The 22121-nt window shown below is 69.9% G+C and carries 20 protein-coding genes; 9 read left to right on the forward strand and 11 right to left on the reverse strand.

The features are described 5' to 3' along the window. Positions 1–82: 82 nt before the first annotated feature. The 6 genes from ABZY89_RS20635 to ABZY89_RS20660 all read right to left on the reverse strand — a co-directional run bounded on the left by ABZY89_RS20635 (position 83) and on the right by ABZY89_RS20660 (position 6926). On the reverse strand, positions 83–901 hold the full coding sequence (locus ABZY89_RS20635) for a YceI family protein (protein ID WP_355230191.1): 819 nt from the start codon (positions 899–901) through the stop codon (positions 83–85). Between the two features lie 6 nt (positions 902–907). Then, a complete protein-coding gene (locus ABZY89_RS20640; protein WP_355230192.1) occupies positions 908–3358 on the reverse strand; it encodes an MFS transporter in 2451 nt (816 codons plus the stop codon). A gap of 24 nt (positions 3359–3382) precedes the next feature. Next, positions 3383–3826 (reverse strand): MarR family winged helix-turn-helix transcriptional regulator, encoded by a 444-nt coding sequence (locus ABZY89_RS20645; protein ID WP_355230193.1) that lies wholly within the window; start codon positions 3824–3826, stop codon positions 3383–3385. 80 nt (positions 3827–3906) lie between these two features. Beyond that, a complete protein-coding gene (locus ABZY89_RS20650) occupies positions 3907–4662 on the reverse strand; it encodes a class I SAM-dependent methyltransferase (RefSeq protein ID WP_355230196.1) in 756 nt (251 codons plus the stop codon). 69 nt (positions 4663–4731) lie between these two features. Beyond that, entirely contained in the window at positions 4732–6189 is a 1458-nt protein-coding gene (gndA, locus tag ABZY89_RS20655) for an NADP-dependent phosphogluconate dehydrogenase (protein WP_355230198.1), read from the reverse strand. 59 nt (positions 6190–6248) lie between these two features. Further along, positions 6249–6926 carry a TetR/AcrR family transcriptional regulator gene (locus ABZY89_RS20660; RefSeq protein ID WP_355230200.1) on the reverse strand — a complete coding sequence of 226 codons (678 nt, stop codon included), beginning with the start codon at positions 6924–6926 and terminating at the stop codon, positions 6249–6251. Between the two features lie 106 nt (positions 6927–7032). On the opposite strand from ABZY89_RS20660, the gene ABZY89_RS20665 reads away from it, so the two are divergent. Then, the gene (locus ABZY89_RS20665) at positions 7033–8193 is read left to right on the forward strand and encodes an acyl-CoA dehydrogenase family protein (RefSeq protein WP_355230202.1); all 1161 of its coding nucleotides are present in this window, start codon (positions 7033–7035) and stop codon (positions 8191–8193) included. Positions 8194–8202: 9 nt separating this feature from the next. On the opposite strand, the gene ABZY89_RS20670 is transcribed toward ABZY89_RS20665, so the two are convergent. Next, positions 8203–9243, reverse strand: coding sequence for a diiron oxygenase (locus ABZY89_RS20670; RefSeq protein ID WP_355230203.1), 1041 nt, complete (start codon positions 9241–9243; stop codon positions 8203–8205). A gap of 85 nt (positions 9244–9328) precedes the next feature. Then, positions 9329–9994, reverse strand: a complete 666-nt coding sequence (locus ABZY89_RS20675) for a DUF2470 domain-containing protein (protein WP_355230205.1) — start codon at positions 9992–9994, stop codon at positions 9329–9331. A gap of 174 nt (positions 9995–10168) precedes the next feature. On the opposite strand from ABZY89_RS20675, the gene ABZY89_RS20680 reads away from it, so the two are divergent. The 4 genes from ABZY89_RS20680 to ABZY89_RS20695 all read left to right on the forward strand — a co-directional run bounded on the left by ABZY89_RS20680 (position 10169) and on the right by ABZY89_RS20695 (position 13976). Continuing rightward, positions 10169–11176, forward strand: a complete 1008-nt coding sequence (locus tag ABZY89_RS20680; RefSeq protein WP_355230206.1) for an NAD(P)-dependent alcohol dehydrogenase — start codon at positions 10169–10171, stop codon at positions 11174–11176. Between the two features lie 43 nt (positions 11177–11219). After that, positions 11220–11954, forward strand: a complete 735-nt coding sequence (locus tag ABZY89_RS20685) for a DUF4386 domain-containing protein (RefSeq protein WP_355230207.1) — start codon at positions 11220–11222, stop codon at positions 11952–11954. 6 nt (positions 11955–11960) lie between these two features. Next, positions 11961–12794: an SDR family NAD(P)-dependent oxidoreductase gene (locus ABZY89_RS20690; protein WP_355230208.1), complete on the forward strand. Its 834-nt coding sequence runs from the start codon at positions 11961–11963 to the stop codon at positions 12792–12794. 114 nt (positions 12795–12908) lie between these two features. Continuing rightward, positions 12909–13976, forward strand: a complete 1068-nt coding sequence (locus tag ABZY89_RS20695; RefSeq protein WP_355230210.1) for a class I SAM-dependent methyltransferase — start codon at positions 12909–12911, stop codon at positions 13974–13976. Positions 13977–14027: 51 nt separating this feature from the next. Here ABZY89_RS20695 and ABZY89_RS20700 read toward each other — a convergent pair whose 3' ends face one another. After that, positions 14028–15203, reverse strand: coding sequence for a 4-hydroxybenzoate 3-monooxygenase (locus ABZY89_RS20700; protein ID WP_355230212.1), 1176 nt, complete (start codon positions 15201–15203; stop codon positions 14028–14030). A gap of 181 nt (positions 15204–15384) precedes the next feature. On the opposite strand from ABZY89_RS20700, the gene ABZY89_RS20705 reads away from it, so the two are divergent. Next, positions 15385–17238 carry an AMP-dependent synthetase/ligase gene (locus tag ABZY89_RS20705; protein WP_355230214.1) on the forward strand — a complete coding sequence of 618 codons (1854 nt, stop codon included), beginning with the start codon at positions 15385–15387 and terminating at the stop codon, positions 17236–17238. A gap of 95 nt (positions 17239–17333) precedes the next feature. Here ABZY89_RS20705 and ABZY89_RS20710 read toward each other — a convergent pair whose 3' ends face one another. After that, positions 17334–18266, reverse strand: a complete 933-nt coding sequence (locus ABZY89_RS20710; protein WP_355230216.1) for an aldo/keto reductase — start codon at positions 18264–18266, stop codon at positions 17334–17336. A gap of 97 nt (positions 18267–18363) precedes the next feature. Between ABZY89_RS20710 and ABZY89_RS20715 the strand changes: the two genes are divergently transcribed. The 3 genes from ABZY89_RS20715 (at position 18364) to ABZY89_RS20725 (ending at position 20944) form a co-directional block, all read left to right on the forward strand. Continuing rightward, the gene (locus ABZY89_RS20715) at positions 18364–19044 is read left to right on the forward strand and encodes a DNA-binding response regulator (protein WP_355230218.1); all 681 of its coding nucleotides are present in this window, start codon (positions 18364–18366) and stop codon (positions 19042–19044) included. 104 nt (positions 19045–19148) lie between these two features. Continuing rightward, positions 19149–20021 (forward strand): RNase H family protein, encoded by an 873-nt coding sequence (locus tag ABZY89_RS20720; RefSeq protein ID WP_355230219.1) that lies wholly within the window; start codon positions 19149–19151, stop codon positions 20019–20021. Positions 20022–20032: 11 nt separating this feature from the next. Then, positions 20033–20944 carry an amidohydrolase family protein gene (locus tag ABZY89_RS20725; RefSeq protein ID WP_355230221.1) on the forward strand — a complete coding sequence of 304 codons (912 nt, stop codon included), beginning with the start codon at positions 20033–20035 and terminating at the stop codon, positions 20942–20944. Here the strand turns inward: ABZY89_RS20725 and ABZY89_RS20730 are convergent. Beyond that, positions 20941–22056 carry a glycosyltransferase gene (locus tag ABZY89_RS20730; protein ID WP_355230223.1) on the reverse strand — a complete coding sequence of 372 codons (1116 nt, stop codon included), beginning with the start codon at positions 22054–22056 and terminating at the stop codon, positions 20941–20943. The genes ABZY89_RS20725 and ABZY89_RS20730 overlap by 4 nt on opposite strands. Positions 22057–22121 lie beyond the last annotated feature (65 nt).

The raw sequence follows: 22121 nt of genomic DNA on the forward strand, positions 1-22121 counted from the left end.
TGATATTATGTTATAGTTGGCACTGCAGTGCCAACTCGGCCGACGCAGCTGACGTCTCGGCCGACCTAACTGACGTCTCGGCTCAGGTTGGCAGGGAGTCGCCCTGGACGGCCTGGATGTCCAGCTCCACCTTGAGGGTCGTTCCGATGGCGGCGATGCCGGCGGCGACGGCCTGGTTGTAGTTCATCGCGAAGTCCTCGCGGCGCAGCTGCGCGGTGGCGCGGAAGGCAGCCCGGGTGCCGCCCCAGGCGTCGGGGCCGGTGCCGAGGTAGGCGACGTCGAGGTCGATGGAGCGGGTCTGGCCGTGCATCGAGAGCTCCCCGTGGACGGTCCAGCGGTCCGATCCGGCCGGGGTGAGGCCGGTGGAGCGGTAGACGATCTCGGGGAACGCCTCGACATCGAGGAAGTCCCCGCTGCGAAGGTGGTCGTCGCGCATGCGGTTGCCGGTGTCGATCGAGGCGGCGCGGATGACCGCCTCGACGCGTGACTTCTCCAGATGGTCCGGTGCGATCTCGACGACCCCGGCGAAGTCGGTGAACCGGCCGCGCACGCTGGAGATGCCCAGGTGCTGCGCGACCGCGCCGACGGTGGAGTGGGAGGGGTCGATGGTCCACGGCCCAGGAGCCGGGAGGGAGGTGTCTCCCTGACGGGTCAGGGTGACGGTGCCGAGCGCAGCCGTCCCCGAGGCCGTGACGATCGCGGTCGCCGCGGTGGGGGACCAGCCGATCGCGGTGACGATCGCGACGTACGGCCCGGGGGCGAGGACGGTGTCGTCGGTGACGACACCGTCCTCGTCGGCCTCGGCGCGCAGCACCTGACCGCCGGCCGTGTCGGTGAGGGTGACGACCGCGTGCGCCACGGCCCAGCCGTCGCGGGTGCGGATCTGTGCGGTCAGTGCCATCGCGGATCAGTCCTCGGGGTGGGAGAGGACGATCTCGTGGCCGTCCACACCGTGGCCGGTGAGGCTCACGGCGCCGGCCGCCGGCGGGTAGCTGGTCGCCAGGACCGTGTAGTCCCCGCTGTCGAGATCGGCGAAGGCGTACGCCCCGTCCGGGCCGGTCGTCGCGGTCCCGGCCACGTTGCCGGCCGCGTCGACCAGCGTCACCCGGGCGTCGGCGAGGGGCCCGAAGGCCGCCTTGACGACACCGGTCAGGCGAGCGCCGGTGACCATCTCCACTTCGATCCGGGTCAGGCCGGTGGCGCCGATCTCGATCGGCACCGCGCGTGGGCGGTAGCCCTCGGCGTTGACCGCGACCGTCGCCGGTCCCGGGACGAGCTCGTCGATGAAGAAGGTGCCGTCCGCGACGGTGGTGCCGGTGGAGAGCAGGTCGCCGCGTACGTCGGTCACGATCACCATCGCGTCCTTGATCGGCGCGCTGTCCTCGCCGCCGCGCACGATGCCCTTCAGGCCCGTGGTGCCGCTGAGCAGGAGGTCGTACGCCACCGGCTCACCGCCCACGACCACCGTGGAGGCCTGCGGCTGGAAGCCGTCGGCCGAGGCGATCAGGACGTACGTCCCAGGCCCGGGCGCGTCCACCGCGTAGGAGCCGTCGGCGTGGGCGACCGAGCGGCCGAGCTGGCGCCCGGACAGCGAGATCAGCGTGACCGCGGCGTGCGGGATCGGGATGCTTCCGGAGCCGCGGACGAAGCCGTGCAGCGCGATCCCGTTGGCGACCGGCGCGGGGGCGGCGGCGTGCTGCTCGGGCACCCCGGCGACGGCCTCGGCGACCGCTGCGGGGCGGTCGACATCGGCAGCCTCCGCGGCGGCCTGGGCGAGCCCGCCCTTGGTCTTCAGCGGGACCTCCTTGATGAACACCACGAACAGCAGCGCAATGACGGCTACGCCCGCGGCGACCAGGAAGATGTCGGCGATGCCGTGCCCGTACGCACTCTCCAGCACCGACCGCAACGGCTCGGGGACCTTGTCCATGTCCGGGATCTCGCCCGAGGTGCCCTGCGCCAGCGCGGCGTAGCGCGGACCGAGGTCGGCCAGGCCGTCCTGGACGTAGTCGGTGACCCGGTGAGCCATCAGCGCGCCGAGCGCGGAGACGCCCATCGCGCCGCCGAGGCTGCGGAAGAACGTCACCATGGAGCTGGCTGCGCCGAGGTCGGCGGGTGCGACCTGGTTCTGCGTGGAGAGGACCAGGTTCTGCATCGTCATGCCGACGCCGAGGCCGAGGATCGCCATGAAGACGGCGACGTGCCAGTACTCGGTGTCGTAGCGGATCGTGCTGAGCAGGCCCAGCCCGCCGACGATGAGGGCGGCACCGATGACGAGCCAGGCCTTCCACTTCCCTGTGCGGGTGATGACCTGGCCGGAGATGGTCGAGGAGAGGAACAGCCCCGCGATCATCGGGATCGTCATCACACCGGCCATCGTCGGCGACTCGCCGCGGGCCAGCTGGAAGTACTGGCTGAAGAAGATCGTGCCGGCGAACATCGCCACCCCGACGAAGAGCGAGGCCAGCGAGGAGAGCGTGATCGTCCGGTTGGCGAAGAGCCGCAGCGGGATGATCGGCTCGGCGGCCTTCGACTCGACGAGGACGAAGATCAGCAGGAGCAGCACGGAGCCGCCGACCATCGCCGCGGTCTCCCAGGAGGCCCAGTCGTACTTGTCGCCGGCGAAGGTGACCCAGAGGAGAAGCAGGGAGACGCCGGCCGCCATGAAGAACGCGCCGGCCCAGTCGACCTTGACGCCCTCACGCTTGATGACGGGCAGGTGCAGGGTCTTCTGCAGCACGATGAAGGCGATCACCGCGAACGGGATGCCGACGTAGAAGCACCAGCGCCAGCCGAGCGAGTCGGCGTCGGTGATGACCCCGCCGATCAGCGGGCCACCGACGGTGGCGACCGCGAAGACGGCGCCGAGGTAGCCCGAGTAGCGGCCGCGCTCACGCGGGGAGATCATCGCGGCCATGATGACCTGGGCCAGGGCGGTCAGACCGCCCATGCCGATGCCCTGGACCGCCCGGGCGGCGATGAGCTGACCCGGGTTCTGGGCAAAACCGGCGACGGCCGAGGCCGCCACGAAGAGGACCAGCGCGATCTGCATGAGCAGCTTCTTGCTGAACAGGTCGGACATCTTGCCCCACAACGGGGTGGTGGCCGTCATGGTCAGCAGGGAGGCGGTGACCACCCAGGTGTAGGCCGACTGCCCGCCGCCGATGTCGGCGATGATCTCGGGCAGTGCGTTGGAGACGATCGTGGAGGAGATCATCGCCACGAACATGCCGAGCAGCAGACCCGAGAGCGCCTCCAAGATCTCGCGGTGGGACATCTCACCGTGCGAGGTGGGTGAGCCCTCGGACGGGCCTCCCGGTGGACCGGCGTGAGTCCGTTCGGCTGTCGTCGTTGCCATGGACTTCCTTTCTGGTGGTGCTGGCTAGTTGCTGGTGGTGCCGCAGTGGCCGAGGCTGTCGCGGAGCTTGGTGACGAGCCGTACGAGTTCATGTACGTCGCGCTCGTCCCAGCCGCTGAGCCGGTCTGCGATCAGGTCGGTGAGCTGGTGGGAGGCGTCGTCGAGCAGGTCGCGCCCGGCGTCGGTGAGACGGAGGATGCGGGAGCGTCCGTCGGCCGGGTTGGGGGAGCGCTCGATCCAGCCCTGGTCGGCGACGCACGCCACGTGTCGGCTGGTCACCGAGATGTCCACGGCGAGCAGCTCGGTGAGCTCGCTCATGGTCATGTCGCCGTGCCGGCGCAGCATCGTCAGCACCCCCGCGGAGCCGGCCGACAGCTCGGGCGGAAGCCTGCGTACGAGGCCCTTCCGTACGGCTCCGACCTCGCTGAGCTGATGGATCAGCTCCTGGTACGTCGCGTTCCCGATCATCATCCCTCCAAGTTGGTTGACTTTTACAACTATATGGAGGATAGGGGTCCAATGCAAATCCGGCAGGACCCGGCGTGTTGTTAGGCGACGGTGCCGCGGGCCGCCCAGGCCGTCGCGGTCACGGTGAACGGGCCGTTGCCGAACCGGCGCCGAGCGACCTCCTCGAGCGCGGTGCGCCCGGCATCGTCGAGGGATTGGACGTAGTCGCCCGCCGGTCCGACGCCGAAGGTGTACGGGTCCCACCAGTCCTCGAACGTGGGGTGGGTGACCCGGACCACCAGGCCGCTGGGCTCGACCTTGCGGAGGCCGACCTTCTTGAACAGCTTCTCGAGGTCACCCAGCCTGGAGCCGGCGAGCAGGGCCTCGTCCTCGGCCTCCGGGTCGATCTCGTGCACGCAGGTCCAGAACGGCGAGACGGCGCCGGTGTCGCCGTCCCACACGCACGCCGCGACGGTGCCGCCGGGCCGGGTGACCCGGACCATCTCCTTGATCCCGGCCTCGGGGTCGGTCATGAAGTGCACGACGAGCTGGGCCAGTGAGGCGTCGAACCAGTTGTCGGCGAAGGGGAGCGCCTCGGCCACGCCGGTGTGCACGTCGACCCTGGCCAGCTGCCGTGCGACCGTCTCGATGAACGGAGGCGAGGGGTCGATGGCGGCCACCAGGTGGGCCTCGGTGAGGGTCACGAGATGGCGGGTGAGCGTGCCGGGACCACAGCCGACGTCGAGCACCCGCTGGCCCATGCTGACCCGGGCGAAGTTCGCGAAGTGGGGTGCGAGGGGTTCGGCGTAGCGCCCCATGAAACGGGCATACCTCTCCGCGGCCACGTCGAACGCCATGCTTCAGGCTAGGTCCGCCGTTGGCTACCCCGACAGCCCCAAGTTCGGTATCTCCAGGTGCCTGGAGCCCTAGTGTGTCGAGGGCGTCGTCGGGATCTCCGATCGGTCGTCGGACCACAGCGTGTGGAAGGTGCCGTCCTTGTCGACGCGCTTGTAGGTGTGGGCGCCGAAGAAGTCCCGCTGGCCCTGGATGAGCGCGGCCGGGAGCCGGTCGGCGGCGAGCGAGTCGAAGTAGGCGAGCGCCGAGGAGAACCCGGGTGCGGGTACGCCGGAGGCCACCGCGATTCCGACGACGCGTCGCCACGCCTCCTCGCCGGACGCGACCGCGTCGGCGAAGTAGGGGTCTACCAGCAGCGTCTCCAGGTCGGGCTTGGTGGCGTAGGCGTCCACGATCCGGTTGAGGAAGCGGGCCCGGATGATGCAGCCGGCGCGCCAGATCTTGGCGAGCGCACCGAGGTCGATGTCCCAGCCGTACTCCTTCGCCCCGGCCACGATCAGGTCGAACCCCTGGGCGTAGGCGACCACCTTCGAGGCGTAGAGGGCCGCGCGTACGTCGTCGACGAACGTGTCGGGGACCTGGGGCGCCTTCGGGCGTGAGGTCACCGAGGCTCGCATCGCGCCGCGCTGGGCCGGCTTGGAGGAGACCGCCCGGGCGAAGACGGCTTCGCCGATGCCGGAGACCGGGATGCCGAGGCCGAGCGCGTTCTGGACCGTCCAGACGCCGGTGCCCTTCGAGCCGGCCTCGTCGAGGATGACGTCCACGAGCGGCTGGCCGGTCTCGGCGTCCTTCTGGGCGAGCACCTCCGCGGAGATCTCGATCAGGTAGGACTCCAGGTCGCCGGTGTTCCAGTCCTTGAAGACGTCGACGAGCTGCTCCACCGAGAGCCCGCCCACCCGCCGGAGGAGGTCGTAGGCCTCCGCGATCAGCTGCATGTCGGCGTACTCGATGCCGTTGTGCACCATCTTCACGAAGTGGCCGGCGCCGTCGGTGCCGACATGGGTCACGCACGGCTCGCCCTCGGCCACCGCGGCGATGCTCTTCAGGATCGGGCCGAGCGTCGTCCAGGCCTCGGGCGAGCCGCCGGGCATGATCGAGGGCCCGTTGAGCGCACCCTCCTCGCCGCCGGAGATGCCGGTGCCGACGAAGTTGAGGCCACGCTCACGCAGCTCGCGCTCGCGGCGGATCGTGTCGTTGAAGTTGGCGTTGCCGCCGTCGACGATGATGTCGCCCGGCTCGAACCGCTCGGCCAGCTGCTCGATCACCGCGTCGGTGCCCTTGCCGGCCTGGACCATGATGATCGCCGTACGCGGCTTGGCCAGCGTCGCCACGAAGTCGTCGATCGTCTCGGAGGCGAGGAAGCCGGCCTCCGGGTGCTCGGTGATGAGCTCCTCTGTCCGGGCGTAGGTGCGGTTGTAGACCGCCACCGTGTTGCCCTCGCGAGAGGCGAGGTTGCGGGCCAGGTTGGACCCCATCACGGCCAGGCCCACTACGCCGATGTTCGCGGACCTGTTGTCGGTGTTCGGCATCGCTGCTCCTCGTTGCTGCTTCTCGGTACTGCGTCTGTTGATGCGCCGGGTCGCCACCATCATGCCCGTGGCGTGAAGACCATGTCCTCGGGGATCTCGAGCCCGAGCTGGGCGAGGAGGTCGAAGAGCACCCCGGCGACCTGTCGGGTGAGCCGTTCGACCACCTCGTCGCGGGTCTCGTCCTCGTGGTCGAGCCACCAGATGATGCTGGCGTCGACCATCCCCATCAGTCCGGCGAGGACGCCGTCGGGCGGCTCGCCGTTGAGCTCGGACCCGCTCAGGTAGCCGTGCATCGCCTCGACGAGCTCGTTGAGGAACCGGGTGCGCCCCATCCGGGCGCGGTGCAGTGCCTTGGTCTGCTGCTGGGCGGCGACGAAGCGGTAGAGATTGGGGTGCTCGGCGGCCCAGTCGACGCACGGCGCGATGACCCCGCCGATCACCTCGCGGGGAGTTCCGGTGCGAGCCAGGTTGGGACGTACGCGGCGCAGCAGCTCGTTCGCGGCGAACCGGGTCACCTCGGCGTCGAGCTGGTCCTTGCTGGCGAAGTGCCGGTAGACGTTGGGGCGCGGCAGCCCGGCTCGTTCGGCGATCTGTGCCATCCCGACCGTGGGCCCGGTCTCCTCGATCGCCTCGACCGCCGCGAGCACCACTCGTGAGCGTCGTGAGTCGTCCTCGAGCGCCTCTTTCGCCGAGCGGCGCCGCACTGTCGAGTCGACCCACTTCGCAACGTCCACCACGCGTTCACCGTAGCGCTGATACACCTTGTATCCGGTTCCGGTACGGTGATACAACCTGTATCCAGAACATCGTGTCCCACGTACTTGTGGGTGCCGACCGGAAGGAATGCCCGTGAACCGCCGCTCTCCCTGGATGGACCAGGACCTCGAGGACCTGCGCGACCTCGCCCGCACCTTCTGCGAGAAGGAGATCAAGCCCAACATCGAGTCGTTCATCGCCAACAAGCAGGTCGACCGCGACCTGTGGCGCAAGGCCGGCGAGGTCGGCCTGCTCTGCCTCTCCGTGCCCGAGGAGTACGGCGGCGGTGGCGGCACCTTCGCCCACGAGGCCGTGGTGATCGAGGAGCAGGCCCGTGTCGGCGACTCCTCGTGGGGCGCCCCGCTGCACAGCGGGATCGTGGCGCACTACCTGGTGGCGTACGGCACCGAGGAGCAGAAGCAGGAGTGGCTGCCCAAGATGGCCAGCGGCGAGGTGGTCGCCGCTGTCGCGATGACCGAGCCCGGCACCGGATCGGACCTGCAGTCGATCACGACGAAGGCGATCCGTGACGGCGACGACTACGTGGTCAACGGCGCCAAGACGTTCATCACCAACGGTAACCAGGCCGACATGGTGCTGGTCGCGGTGAAGACCAACCCGGAGGAGAAGGGCGCCGGGATCTCCCTGGTCATCGTTCCCACCGACACCCCGGGCTTCCGGCGTGGCCGGGTGCTGAACAAGATCGGCATGAAGGGCCAGGACACCTGTGAGCTCTTCTTCGACGACGTACGCATCCCCGCGACCAACCTGCTCGGCAGTCAGGAGGGGGAGGGGTTCGTCCAGCTGATGCTGCAGCTGCCGCAGGAGCGCCTGATCGTCGCGCTCGGCTGTGTCGCGGCGATGGAGTTCGCCTACGCGGAGACGATCGCCTACGTCCACTCCCGCACGGCCTTCGGGCGCCCGGTCTTCGGCTTCCAGAACACCAAGTTCACGATGGCCGAGGTCGCCACCGAGGCCCGCGTGGCCCGCTCGTTCATCGACGAGTGCATCGAGCTGCACATCAAGGGCGAGCTCGACATCCCGACGGTCGCGATGGCGAAGTACTGGTGCTCGGAGCGAGCCATGAAGGTCGTCGACAAGTGCGTGCAGATGCACGGCGGCTACGGCTACATGGAGGAGTACCCCATCGCCCGCGCCTTCACCGACCTGCGCGTCCAGCAGATCTACGCCGGCACGACCGAGATCATGAAGGAGATCATCAGCCGGTCCCTGCCGGTCCCGGCCTGACGCCTGGGCCTAGGCCGCCGCACTGGGCGGCTCGGCGCGGAAACGCGCCGGCCGTCCATCCACGCCGAGCACCTTCCAGGACCACCGCGTCAGCGGCGTACGCAGCCCGAGGTTGTCGAAGAGCATCCGGACGTCGGCGAAGAGATGACGGCGGAACGCGGCAGCCTCGGCGCCGGTGCCCCAGACCTCGCGGACGACCGAGTCGGGCAGTCCCATGAGCTCGCGGTCGGCGCGCGAGGGGATGATGATCGCGTCCGAGCCCAGCCGCATCGCGAGCGGAGTGAGGATGCCGAGAGCCAGCCGCGAGACCGGGTTGAGCGACGGCGCGTGCTCCTCGAGCCAGGCGTGCGCGAAGCCGATGTGGCGGGCCTCCTCGGCGATGTGGATGGCCATGATCTGGTCCAGGAGCGGATGGGTTCCGCCGGCGCGCATGGCCTCCTTCTGCACGTGGTCGATCGGCTCCTCGCCGGCCAGGATGATGGCGAAGAAGAGGGCGGGGTAGAGCCCGCCGAGATGTCCCACGAGCGGGATGGCGCGCATCAGCCAACCCGGTGCGCCCGCGACGTCGGGGCAGGCCCGGTTGGTGAACTCCTGGAACATCTGGATGTGATGGGTCTCCTCGGTGAGCTCGTGCATGAAGTAGCGGAACTCGGGGTCGCCGTTGTCGACGCCCATCAGGAACTGGGTGCCGCCGAGGAGGAGCAGCTGCTCGAACTGGGAGCCGGTCTTCACCATCGCGGTGAGCCGGTGCCGGCCGACCTCGATCTGTCGCGCCTTGGGCAGAGACTGGTACCACGGGTGGGCGCCGAGCAGGTCGAGCGTGGGCAGGATCCAGCGCTCGTCGTCCTCGGGCAGGGCCATCTCGGGAGCGTCCCAGTCGACGTCCTTGAAGGCGTTGAAGTACATCTCGACCGACGCCTCGGACAACGTCCGCAGCGTCTCGTCGTACTCCCGGCGAGGCTCGGGCCTGGTCGGCGCGACCATCCGGACCGGGGTGCCGGCGACCGCACCCACATAGCCACCGATCGAGCGAAGTGTCTGCACAACCATCCGAGCCTCCTTGCACGACGTTGATACGTCACCAAGGTACATGGGATTTGTGTACCAGGAAACAGGTTCGGCGCGTGTGTCCCGCTCAGCAGATCTCGGCGGCGAGGGCCTTCCGGACGCCGGCGACGAGGTCCTCCGGCGTCCTGGCCGGGTGGTCGAAGGTGGTGCGTGCGCTGTGCGCCCCGCCCTCGTCGACCCACTGGAACTCGAAGCCTTCGGCGCAGAGCCCGGTGATCTGGGCGGCCAGGATCGTGTCGACCGGGATGTAGGAGCGGGTCGCGACCGCCTCGCGGAGCTCGTTGCCGTGGTGGTTGTTGAGATGGTCCTGGTTGCGGTGGAGCACGCCGTCGTTGAGGTCGAGGTCGCGGTCGGTGAAGGCAACGAGGGGGATCGGCACCGCCTCGCCGGTGCGGCGGACCAGCATCACGTTGGAGACGTCCATGACGACCTCCTCCCACTCCGTCTCGCAGCACGTGCAGGCATCCGTACGCAGCCACCTCAGTGTCCCGGTCAGGCGGACCGCCTCGCCGCCGCCGAGCACGCCCTGGAGGACAAGCACGACATGGCTGCCGCGGCGCCCGGCGTACGCCATCCGCTGCTCGGGCGGGCACAGGAAGGTCGGGCGCCCGCCGTCGTCGGCGAAGCCCTGCATCTCGAGCTCCTCCATCGAGTAGGGGATGCCGTCGATCACCACGCTGCCGCCACGGGGGCATGACAGGATGCTGCGGGCAATGCTGGCGGTCGAATCCATGGCACCTCCTGTTTAGGTAAGGCTTACCTAAACACGACTGCGGCTGATCGAGCAAGAGCCGCCGCCCACATCCAGGGGTGATCCCTACCCAATCCCGGCGAGCAACCAGCGCCGCGACGTGGCGCTTCCTGGTAGGCCCGTAGCGTGGTCCTACCTCTCTGAAAGCAGTCGACCATGGTCACTGAGCACACCGCCGCGTCCACCAAGATGCGAGCGATCGTCCAGACCAGATACGGCGACGCCGGCGATCTGCACCTCGACCGCATCGATATTCCCGAGGCAGCCGATGACGAGATTCTCGTCCGCGTCCGCGCCGCCGGGCTCGACCGCGGCACCTGGCACCTGATGACGGGCAAGCCGTACGTGATGCGGGTCGCCGGGATGGGTTTCAAGGGGCCCAAGGACCGGGTGCCGGGTCGCGATCTCGCGGGCGTCGTCGAGGCGGTCGGGTCCGCGGTCACGAAGTTCGCGATCGGCGAGGAGGTCTATGGCATCGGCCGCGGCGCCTTCGCCGAGTACGCGGTGGCACCCGAGGGCAAGCTCGCCCACAAGCCCGCGCAGCTCTCCTTCGAGCAGGTCGCGGTGGTGCCGATCTCGGCGGGCACCGCGCTGCAGGCGCTGACCGACCAGGGCCACCTCGAAGCCGGCCAGTCGGTGCTGGTCATAGGAGCGTCCGGCGGCGTGGGCAGCTATGCCGTCCAGATCGCCAAGGCGCTCGGTGCCGAGGTCACCGGTGTCGCCGGCACGGAGAAGCTGGACCTGGTCCGTTCGCTCGGCGCCGACCATGTCATCGACTACACCCTGGCCGACTTCGCCGACGGCACCAGGCACTACGACCTGATCCTCGACATCGCCGGCAACCCTGGCCTGTCCCGGCTGCGGCGCGCGCTGACCCCGACCGGCTCCGTGGTGCTGGTCGGCGGTGAGCACGGCGGCAACCTCACCGGCGGCATGAATCGGTCCCTCCGAGCGCTCCTGCTCACGCCGTTCATCGGTCAGCGGTTCGCCATGTACGTCGCCAAGGAGCGCGCCAGCGACCTGGAACGCCTCGCCGGCTTCCTCGAGGACGGCACCGTCGTCCCGAGCCTCGGCCACACCTTCCCGCTCGACCGCGTCCCGAAGGCGATGCGTCTCCTCGGCTCCGGCCGCGTACGCGGCAAGGTCGCCATCACCACGATCTGAACGTCCCGTCTCGGACCTCCTACACGGATACGAGGCACGTCCCATGAACCCCATCGCAACGCCGCCGCTCGCCGGCGATCGCGCCGGCCAACGAGCCCGGCATCTCGACACCGGCTCGCGGATGTGGGCCTCGCGCCTGATCGGGGCGCTGTTCCTGGCCGGGTTCGTCGTCTACGGAACCGGCTCGTTCCTCGTCACCTCGGTCCTCGACGGTGACGACTTCCTCGCCGGGGTCGGTGCCAAGGAGACCACTCTCGCCCTCGGTGCGTTCCTGATGATCGCGACCACGGCGATCGACATCGGCAAGGCCGTCATCTTCTTCCCGGTCCTGGAGCGCAACGGCAGACGTACGGCCGTGGCCTACCTGGCCACCATGGTCTTCGAGATGGCGATGATGACGGTCGGTGTGCTCGCGCTGCTCATGGTCATCCCGCTCGCCGACCGGGCAAGTGAGATCGGCGCCGACACCGCCCAGGCGCTCGGGTCGCTCGCGGTCGACGCGAACGAGACGGCGTACCAGATCGGGCAGCTCTCGCTCGCGTTCGGCGCTCTGTTCCTGTGTGCGCTCCTCTTCCGCACCGGTCTGGTTCCCCGGTGGCTGGCGGCGCTCGGTCTGCTCGGCTACGCGCTGCACATGCTGGGCTCCGGCGCCGAGCTCTTCGGTGCCCCGATCAGTCTCGTGCTCCTCATCCCCGGAGCCATCTTCGAGATCACGCTCGCGTTCTGGCTGATCATCAAGGGATTCGACCCGGCTGCGTACGACAGGCCGGCTCGATGAGGCGCCATGCACGGTAGAACCGCGCTCATCACTGGTGGCACCGGTGGCATCGGGCGGGCGACCGCGATGGGACTGGGCCGGTTGGGCGCGAACGTCGCGATCACCGGCCGAGACGCGGTCCGTGCCGAGGACGCCGCGCGGGAGATCCGCGAGGCCACCGGTGCGACGGTCTTCGTGTTCCTGGCAGACCTGTCCAGCCAGGCCGAGGTACGCCGGCTGGCCGCGGAGGCGCTCGACCGGCTGCCGTCGATCGACGTGCTCGTCAACAACGTCGGGGGCTACTGGGACACCCGCCAGCTCACCGTCGACGGGATCGAGCGCACTCTCGCCGTCAACCACCTCGCCGCGTTCCTGCTCACGGATCTGCTGTTGGGCCGGCTGAAGCGGAGCGCGTACGCCCGAGTGGTGACCGTCGCGTCCCAGGCGCACGCCCAGGGGTGGATCGACTTCGACGACATCCAGGGCGAGCGTTCCTACTCCGGGGCCCGTGCCTACAGCCAGTCCAAGCTCGCCAACATCCTGTTCACCCACGAGCTCGCGCGGCGCCAACCGAGGGTGACGGCCAACGCGCTGCATCCGGGCGTGGTGAGCACCGCTTTCGGGGCGGAGGACCCCGGGCGTACGCAACGGCTCCTGGTTCCGCTCCTGCGACCGTTCATGAAGAGCCCCGCCAAGGGCGCGGAGACCTCGATCTACGCGGCATCCGCCCCGGAGCTGGTGGGGGCCACCGGCGGCTACTTCGCCAACAGCAGGTCCCGGCGTTCCGCCCCACTCAGCTACAACCAGGATCTCGCTGCACGCCTGTGGCGGGTCAGCGAGGATCTCGTCAGAGTGCGCTAGGAACTGGCCGCTTCAGATCGTGAACTATCCAGCGTCTGGCGCCGTAGCTAGCGTCGAAGGCGATCCGGTCGACCGGCCGGATCTTCTCGGGCACACGAGAGGGGGAATTCACCAATGACCGTCACCGACATCGACACCGACAAGCTGATGGCATTCGTCTTCAGGGCTGTCGACGAAGTGGGTGCGACGCTCAACGCGGCTCTGGTCGTGATGGGCGACAAGCTCGGCTACTACCGCGACCTCGCGGCCAACGGGCCGTCCACGGCCGAGGAGATGGCCCGGCGTACCGGAACCGTCGAGCCTTACGCCCGGGAGTGGCTGCGGGCGCAGGCCGCCGGCGACTACCTGACCTACGACGCCGAGACCGACCGCTTCACGCTGCCTCCCGAGCAGGCCGTGGCACTGACCGTGGAGGACAGCCCGGCGTTCCTGCCCGGCTTCTTCCAGATCGCCCTCGGGACCGTGCACGACACCACGCACATCATCGAGGCGGCCCGCATGGGCACCGGCGTCGCGTGGGGAGACCACGACACCGACGTGCACAACGGCTGCGAGCGGTTCTTCCGCCCCGGCTACAACGCCAATCTCATCCCGGACTGGCTGCCCGCGCTCGAGGGAGTGGTACCGAAGCTGGAGGCGGGCGCGACCGTCGCCGATGTCGGCTGCGGCCATGGCGCCTCGACGATCCTGATGGCGCAGGCCTACCCGCGCTCGAGCTTCGTGGGGTACGACGCCCACGGCCCGTCCATCGAGATGGCCCGCCAGCGCGCCGCCGACGCCGGCGTCACCGACCGGGTGCGCTTCGAGACGGCAACGGCCCAGTCGTTCGGCGGCGAGGGCTACGACCTGGTCACGATGTTCGACTGCCTCCACGACATGGGCGACCCGGTGGGCGCTGCCCGCGAGGTGCGCGCCACGCTCGCGGACGGCGGCACGTGGATGATCGTCGAGCCGAAGGCCGGGGACCACGTCGAGGACAACTTCAACCCGGTCGGGCGGGCCTACTACGGCTTCTCGACACTGCTCTGCACGCCGGGATCGGTCTCGCAGGAGGGCGCCGCGGCACTGGGCACCCAGGCGGGACCCGCGCGGATCCAGCAGGTGACCGCCGACGGCGGGTTCAGCTCCTTCCGTACCGTCGCCGAGACACCGTTCAACCTGGTCTACGAGGTCAGGGCCTGAGGCATTCGGGGCCGTCTGGTCGCACCCTGACCAGGCGGCCCCGCGGACCACTCAGAAGCCGATCGGCAGACCTGCGTAGTTCTCCGCGAGCCCGGCGGCGGCGTGCTCGCTGGAGGTCACCCAGCGCAGCTGGGAGAGCTGGAGCTGGGTGTCGAACGGGTCCTCGGCGGTGTGCAGCATCGTGGTCATCCACCAGGAGAAGTGGGTGCAGCGCCAGACGCGGCGCAGCGCCGTCTCGGAGTAGTCGTCAGCCAGTCGCGAGTCTCCCTTGAGCAGCGCGGCGAGCGCGGGCGCCAGCAGCGCGACGTCCGCGACCGCGAGGTTGAGCCCCTTGGCGCCTGTCGGCGGGACGATGTGGGCGGCGTCTCCGGCCAGGAAGAGCCGGCCGTGGCGCATCGGGGTGGAGACGTGCGAGCGCATCGGGAGGACGCTGCGGTCGGTGATCCGGCCCGGCTGCAGGCTCCAGCCGTTCTGGCCGTGGCCGAGCCGGGCGGCGAGCGCGTCCCAGATCTGGTCGTCGGACCAGGTCGCCGGGTCGGTGCCGTTGGGCACCTGGAGGTAGAACCGCGACACGCTCTCCGAGCGCATCGAGTGCAGTGCGAAGCCGTCGGGGTGCCAGGCGTAGATGAGCTCGTCGGTCGAGGGCGCGACGTCGGCGAGGATGCCGAACCAGCTGTAGGGGTAGGTGCGGTCCCAGCTCTCCCGGGCCGGGATCGCGGCGCGGCTGGGGCCGAAGGAGCCGTCGCAGCCGACGATGACATCCGCCCGGATGCGCTGGGGGAGCCCGGCGGCGTCGGTGAAGGTGACCGAGGGCCGGTCGGACTCGATGTCGTGGAGCGCGGTGTCGGTGACCTCGTAGTGGACGACCTGCCCAGCGGCGCGCCGGGCGTCGATCAGGTCCTTCTGCACCTCGGTCTGGCCGTAGACGTAGACCGCCCGGCCGACCAGGTCGACGAAGTCGAGGTGGTGGCGCTCCTCGGGCCACTGCAGGTAGATCCCGCGGTGCTTGTCGGCGTCGCGAGCCAGTCGGTCGCCGAGACCGACCTCGGTGAGCAGATCGACGCTCGACTGCTCCAGGATCCCGGCGCGGATGCGGGCCGCGACGTACTCCTCCGAGCGGGTCTCGACCACGACCGAGTCGACCCCGTCGGCGGCGAGGAGATGGCTCAGCAGCATCCCCGCGGGGCCGGCGCCGACGATCACAACCTGCGTACGTTCTTCTGCCATGGGGTGAGTCAACTCCTGTTCGGGCGCCTGCCGCCAGCGCGTTCTTCCACTGAATGGAAAGCGCGCCGCTGGGTAGGTTCTCAAATAGCGCGGACGGGCTCTTGTGTCCGCGCCGACTCGTCCCTACGGTCGAGGCACCCCGATTGTGACCCGAGTCACAAGCCACAGAAGGAGCGCCCCGATGCCCGACGTCCTCGCCGACCGCGCCGCCATCGAGTCCCAGATCGGCGACCAGACCATGGTCGACGTACTCGCCAAGGTGGTCGCCGACCGCGGCCCCGAGCCGGCCTTCTCCGACCGGCACACCCCGGACGGCACGGGCTGGCGCACGCTGACGTGGGGCGAGCTCCACCAGCGTGCCCGCGAGCTGGCCGCCGCCTACATCGCCGCCGGTCTCCAACCGGGGGAGTCGGTCGCGATCATGGCCGCGAACCGCATCGAGCACGTCGTCGCCGACATGGCCACGGTGCTCGCCGGCGGTGTCCCGATCAGCATCTACAACACCCTCGCGCCCGACCAGGTCGGCTACGTCGCCCAGCACGCCGACCCGCGGATCGTCGTGCTCGAGTCCGACGACCACGTCGCCCGCTGGGCGCTCGGGCTCAAGCGCGAGGAGATCGTACGCGTCGTCACCATCGACACTGCCGTGGAGGACGACCCGCGGGCGGTCGCCTGGGACGACTTCGTGGCCTCGGGTGCGGCGGTGCTGGCCGAGGTCGGCGAGGAGCTGGACGCGCGCAGCGCCGCGGTGACCCCCGACGACACGGTCACGATGCTCTACACCTCGGGCACGACCGGGCAGCCGAAGGGTGTGGTGCTCACCCACCGCAACATCGTCTTCGAGACGACCAGCTCGCTGACGGTCTCCGGCGTCGAGGAGCCGGGCGTGCTCGTCTCCTACCTGCCCTTCGCGCACATCGCCGAGCGGGTGCTCAGCCTCTACATCCCGCAGTTCAACGGCGGCCACGTCTACCTGGTCCAGGACCCCGCGCTGCTGCTCGGCACCCTCCAGGAGGTGCACCCGACCAGCTTCTTCGGGGTGCCGCGAGTGTGGGAGAAGATCCGGACCGGCGTCACTGCGCTGCTCGCCGCCGAGACCGACGAGGCCAAGAAGGCCGGTGTCGAGAAGGCGATGGCGGTCGGGCTGGCCTATGTGGAGTCGCAGCAGTTCGGGCAGACCACCTCACCCGAGCTGCAGGCACAGTTCGAACGGGTCGACGCGGCGGTCCTGTCGACCATGCGCGCACTGCTCGGTCTCGACAAGGTCGAGTGGGCGGCCAGCGCCGCCGCGCCGATGCCGATCGAGGTGGCGAAGTTCTTCGCCGGCCTGGGGCTGAAGATCTACGACGTCTACGGCATGACCGAGACCACCGGCGCGGCCACCGGCAATGGGCCGGAGGCCTTCCGGCTCGGCACCGTCGGCCGCGCCCAGCCCGGGATCGAGCTGCGCATCGCCGACGACGGCGAGATCCTGTTCCGGGGCCCGATCATGACCCCGGGCTACGTGGGGCGACCCGACGCCACCGCCGCGCTCTTCGACGCCGAGGGCTGGCTGCACACCGGCGACATCGGCTCGATCGACGAGGACGGCTTCCTCACCGTGGTCGACCGCAAGAAGGAGATGATCATCAACTCCGCGGGCAAGAACATCGCCCCCTCCAACATCGAGAACCTCCTCAAGGAGAGCCCGCTCGTCGGCCACGCGATGGTCGTCGGTGACGGCCGTTCGTACGTCGTCGCCGTCCTCACCCTCGACGGCGAGATCGCTCCCGTGGTCGCTCAGAAGCTCGGCGTCGAGGCCGGCTCGCTCGCCGAGCTGGCCCAGCACCCGGTCATCCGGGGCGCCGTCGCCAAGGCCGTCGACGCCGCCAACGCCCGCCTCTCCCGCCCCGAGCAGGTCAAGGTCTTCGAGCTGCTCAGCCAGGAGTGGACCGCCGAGTCCGAGGAGCTCACCCCGACCCTGAAGCTCAAGCGGCGCGTGGTGAGCAAGAAGTACGCCGACATCATCGACGGGCTGTACGCCGCGCAGGAGTGAGTGCTGCCGCTCGCCGCAGGTAGTCCGGGACGATCCGGTCCGTTACTCATGGGTAGATGGGCTGGAACGTCCCGGACTATCTCTCGCGGCGGTCGCTAGCGGCTGGCCGTCGGTGCGGCCACAGCGTCCAAGCGGCTCACCTCCTCGTCGGTGAGCCGGAGGGCGCCGGCGGCGACGTTCTCCTCGAGGTGGGCGGGGTCGGCGGTCCCGGGGATGGCGAGCACGTGCGGGCCCTGGTGGAGCGTCCAGGCGAGGCGTACCTGGGAGGGGGTCGCGGAGTGCTCCGCGGCGATGGCCTCGACGACGTCGCGACCGGTCTCGTCGGGGGCGGCGCCGGGGACCGCGCCGGCGACGGCGGCGCCGATCGAGTTGAAGGGCACGAACGCGACCCCGTGCTCGCCGCACAGCCGCAGCAGGACGTCGTCCTCGCGGCGGGTGGTGAGCCCGTACTGGTTCTGTACGCAGGCCACCGGCCCGATCGCGAGTGCCTCGGTGAGCTGCTCGGGACCGATGTTGGAGAGGCCGACGTGCTCAACCAGGCCCGCCTCGCGCAGGTCGAGCAGGGCGCCGAAGTGGTCGGCGATCGACCCGGTGCCGCGCTCGCGCCCGACTCCCCAGCGCAGGTTGACCAGGTCGAGGTGGTCGAGGCCGAGCTGGCGGATGTTCTCCTCGACCTGGTCGCGCAGCCGCTCGGGTCGGGGCTCGGACTGCCAGGCTCCGTCGCGGCCGCGCGGGGTGGGGCCGACCTTGGTCGCGATCAGCAGGTCGTCGGCGTACGGCTGGAGGGCGGTCGCGATCAGCTCGTTGGCCGAACGCGTCGGGGTGAAGTAGATCGTCGCGGTGTCGATGTGGTTGACGCCGAGCTCGACGGCGCGGCGGAGGACGGTGATCGCGTTCTCACGGTCGGGAGCGATCGGGGTGGAGAGGTTGCCGATCAGGCGCATCGCGCCGAAGCCGATCCGGTTGATCCGCTTGTCGCCGAGCTGCCAGGTGCCGGCGGCACCGGCGGTGATGTGGTTCGTGGTCATGCCTCCAGCGTCGCGACCCGATGACGCGTACTCACGCCGTTGGCAGGTTGTTGCCGATCGCGGCTCGCGACTTGGTGGGCGGGGGACAATCGATGCTGTGACCAACACGGTGGGGACGATCCGGACGGGCGGCACCGTCGCCGTCGTACGCGGCGAGGAGGAGCTCGTGCGGCGCACCTCGCACCTGTTCGCGGCCGCCACCGACATCGCCTGTGCGGCGATCGACCTGCGCACCTGGTCGGCCGCGCGCACCGAATCCGGCATCCGGGCCGCGCTGTGCGGTCGCGACGGCGCCGAGGTGCGGCTGCGGAAGGTCTACCGGCCCAACGTGCTGCTCGACCCGGTCTCCGCCGCCCATCTGCGCGAGATCCGCGACGTCCGCGGCGCCCAGATCCGGATCACTCCCGACGAGATCAACGAGACGATCCTGATCGACCACCGGGTCGCGATCCTCGCCGGCGACCCGCGCTTGGGTGAGCGCAGCTTCAGCATCGTCACCCAGCCCGAAGTGGTCCAAGGCGTCACCTCCCTCTTCGACGCGGCCTGGCGCTCGGCGACGACGGTGGACGCCTACGACGCCCGGATCGCCGAGCTGCGCGACATCGCTCCGCAGGTGCTCGACCTGCTCGGCCGCGGCGTGAAGGACGAGGCCGCGGCCCGCACCCTCGGGCTCGGCGTACGCACCTATCGGCGCCGGGTCGCCGAGCTCATGGAGGCGCTCGGCGCCGCGTCCCGGTTCCAGGCGGGCGTACGCGCCCGAGAGCTCGGGCTCGTCTGACCGTTCCGGTCAGCGGTGTCCGGATCCTGACGCCGGAGTCTCTTTCTCAGGGGCCGCCCGGTAACGTCGAGGACGACTTGTTCGGGCGGGTCAGGAGGTCAGCAATGCGTTGCTTCATCGTCGTCAAGGAGCGCAGCGACGCCGAGAAATGGGACTGGGTTCTGACCGGTCCGGGGCTGCACGCGGCGGGATCGCTGGGCGCCCGCGGGACCGAGGATGCGATCATCGCGGCGGTCGGGGCGGCGTACGACTCGCTGGAGTCGCTCGCGCCGGTGCAGGTCGTGGTCGCGCTGCCGTCCAACTCGCGGTTCTGGATACTGACCGACGAGATCGCGGACGCCTATCCCGGGGTGACCGTGGTGCCGTTCGCCGACGAGGACGCGGGCATCCGCGCGGAGGCGGTGGAGGCGCTGGCGATCCATCGGGCAGGCCCGATGCCGCCGCTGGTGGTGGCGACCGACGGCTCGGCCCATCGCGGCTTCATCGGCTGGGGATGGCTGGCCGGCGACGGCCAGCACGGCTTCGGCCGGCAGGTGCCCAACGCCCGGATCCGCGACCCGCAGTCGCTGGTGGTCCTGGCCGAGCTGCAGGCGATCGCGGAGGCGGTGCGGGCGCTGCCCCGCCGCACGCTGACCATCCGGACCGACTCCCGGGTCGCGCTCGCGATGATCGAGGACTGGCTCCGGGGTGAGCTGTCGATGCCGAAGGGCTACGAGAGCGAGCACCGCGCCGAGCTCGCCGGCCTGACCCGGATGCACGACGACCTGTGCCGCGAGTCCGATCGGCTCTCGTTCGAGTGGGTACGCGGCCACGTCGGCGAGGCGCTCAACGAGGGTGCCGACTCGCTCGCGAAGCTCGCCCGGCGCTTCGCCGAGGGGACCTGGGGGCTGACCGCCGACGAGGTGCCCGGGCGGGCACGCGCGATCGCCGAGACGTTCGCTGCGCCCGTGGCGTCCGGCTCCGCGACCGCCGGGTAGTTTCGGCTCTCGTGAATCCTCCTACGGTCACCATCGCCCCCGACGAGCCCGCGCAGCTCCGCGCGCGGCTCGATGCGCTGGGCCTGGACGGCATCTTCGACGTACACACCCACTTCCTGCCCGCGCGGATGCTCGACAAGGTGTGGGCCTACTTCGATGCGGCCGGGCCGCTGACCGGCCAGCCGTGGCCGATCGCCTATCGGCACTCCGAGGAGGAGCGGCTCCGGGTGCTGCGGGATCTCGGCGTACGTCACTTCTCGGCGCTCACCTATCCGCACAAGCCGGGGATGGCGGCGTGGCTGAACCGGTGGGGTGCGGAGTTCGCGGCGGACAAGCCGGACTGCCTGCAGTCGGCGACTTTCTACCCGGAGCCGGGGGCGGGGGACTATGTGCGCGAGGCCGTCGAGGCGGGGGCGCGGATCTTCAAGGCGCACGTCCAGGTCGGCGACTACGACCCCAACTCACCGCTGCTCGACCCGGTCTGGGAGGTGCTCTCACAGTCGCGTACGCCGCTGGTGATCCACTCGGGTCACGGGCCCGCCCCGGGTCGGTTCACCGGACCCACCGGCATGGAGGCGTTGCTCGGACGCTATCCCGATCTGGTGATGATCGTCGCTCACATGGGGCTGCCGGACTACTCGCGGTTCCTCGACCTGGTGGAGAAGTACGACGGCGTGCACCTGGACACCACCATGGCCTTCACCGCCTTCACCGAGGCGTCGACGCCCTTCCCGGTCGAGGAGCTGCCGCGGCTGAAGGCGCTGGGTGATCGGGTGCTGTTCGGGAGCGACTTCCCGAACATCCCATATCCCTATCTCGAGGCGGTCGACGGGGTCATCGGTCTCGGGCTCGGTGACGAGTGGACGCGCGGGGTGCTCTACGAGAACGCCGCGCGGCTCTTTGGGCTGCCGCCGGCCGGCTAGGCCACGGCGGTCTCGTCGTAGCTGTCGGTGAGGAGCTGGACGATGTCGGGGACGCCGAGCGCGAGCCGGTTGAACCGCGGCGACTCGGCGGCGACCTCCAGGTGCTTGGCGAGCTCGACCTCGTCGCGGGCCCAGGGGATCAGCCCGGCACGGTCCAGGTTGGCCGAGTTGGCGGCGCCGTGGCCGGAGATCGATCGGTAGGTGATCACCGGCGTGCCCGAGGCCAACGCCTCGAGCGAGGTGAAGCCGCCGGCGTTCTGGACGACGCAGTCGCTGGTCGCCATCAGGGCGCGTACGTCGGTGCGCCAGCCGAGCGCCACGACACCCGGGATCCGCTCCAGGCGGCGCTTGAGACAGGGATCGGTCGCGCAGAGGACCACCGGGGTCATATCGCTGTGCTCGAGGATGTCGCGGGCGGTCTGCTCGAGCGCACCAGCGCCCAGCGAGCCGCCGGTGACGAGCGCCCGCGGACCCTTCAGGTCGAGGTCGGCGAGCGGATCGGGGAAGACCCGCCCCGGGACGTACACCGCCCCCGGCGGGACCAGCGGCTGGACCACCGCCGCGGTGCCGCCGAGCATGCGCGCCTCGCGTGCGGCGACCTCGTGGATGGCGAGGTTGAGGTCCATGCCGGGGTTGATCCACAGCGCCGGGACCGCGGCGTCGGTGAGGTAGGTGACCGCGGGCACGGTGAGCTGTCCGCTGGTGCGCAGGTGGCCGATGACCTGGGAGCAGAACGGGTGGGTGGAGATGACCAGATCGGCGCCGCGCATGGCCTCGGTGAGGTTGCGCCTGGAGAGACGCAGGACCTGGTTGAACGGCTTGTGGAGCGGGCGTCCCGGCATGACCAGACTCATCGTGGTGCCCCAGGAGTCGGGGCTGACCTGGAGCTGCATCTTGTAGCCGACCTTCAGGCCGTGCCCGAGCCGCCAGGGCATCAGGTCGACGAAGTCGAAAACCTCGACGTCGCACCCGGCCTCGCCGAGTGCTCGTGAGATCTCCCGGGAGGCCGAGTTGTGGCCGGCGCCGTAGCTCGCGGAGATGATCGCCACGCGGGGAGCCGTGCCGGGCCGGATGTGAAGGAGGGGCCCGAGCCGCTCCGAGTCGATGGACATGCGCCGGATTCTGTACGCACGGTGTGACGTTGTGGTGAACGGGGCCACCCCGTCGCATCACTCTT

The organism is Nocardioides sp. NPDC006303 (genome assembly GCF_040613175.1).
GTDB lineage: Bacteria > Actinomycetota > Actinomycetes > Propionibacteriales > Nocardioidaceae > Nocardioides.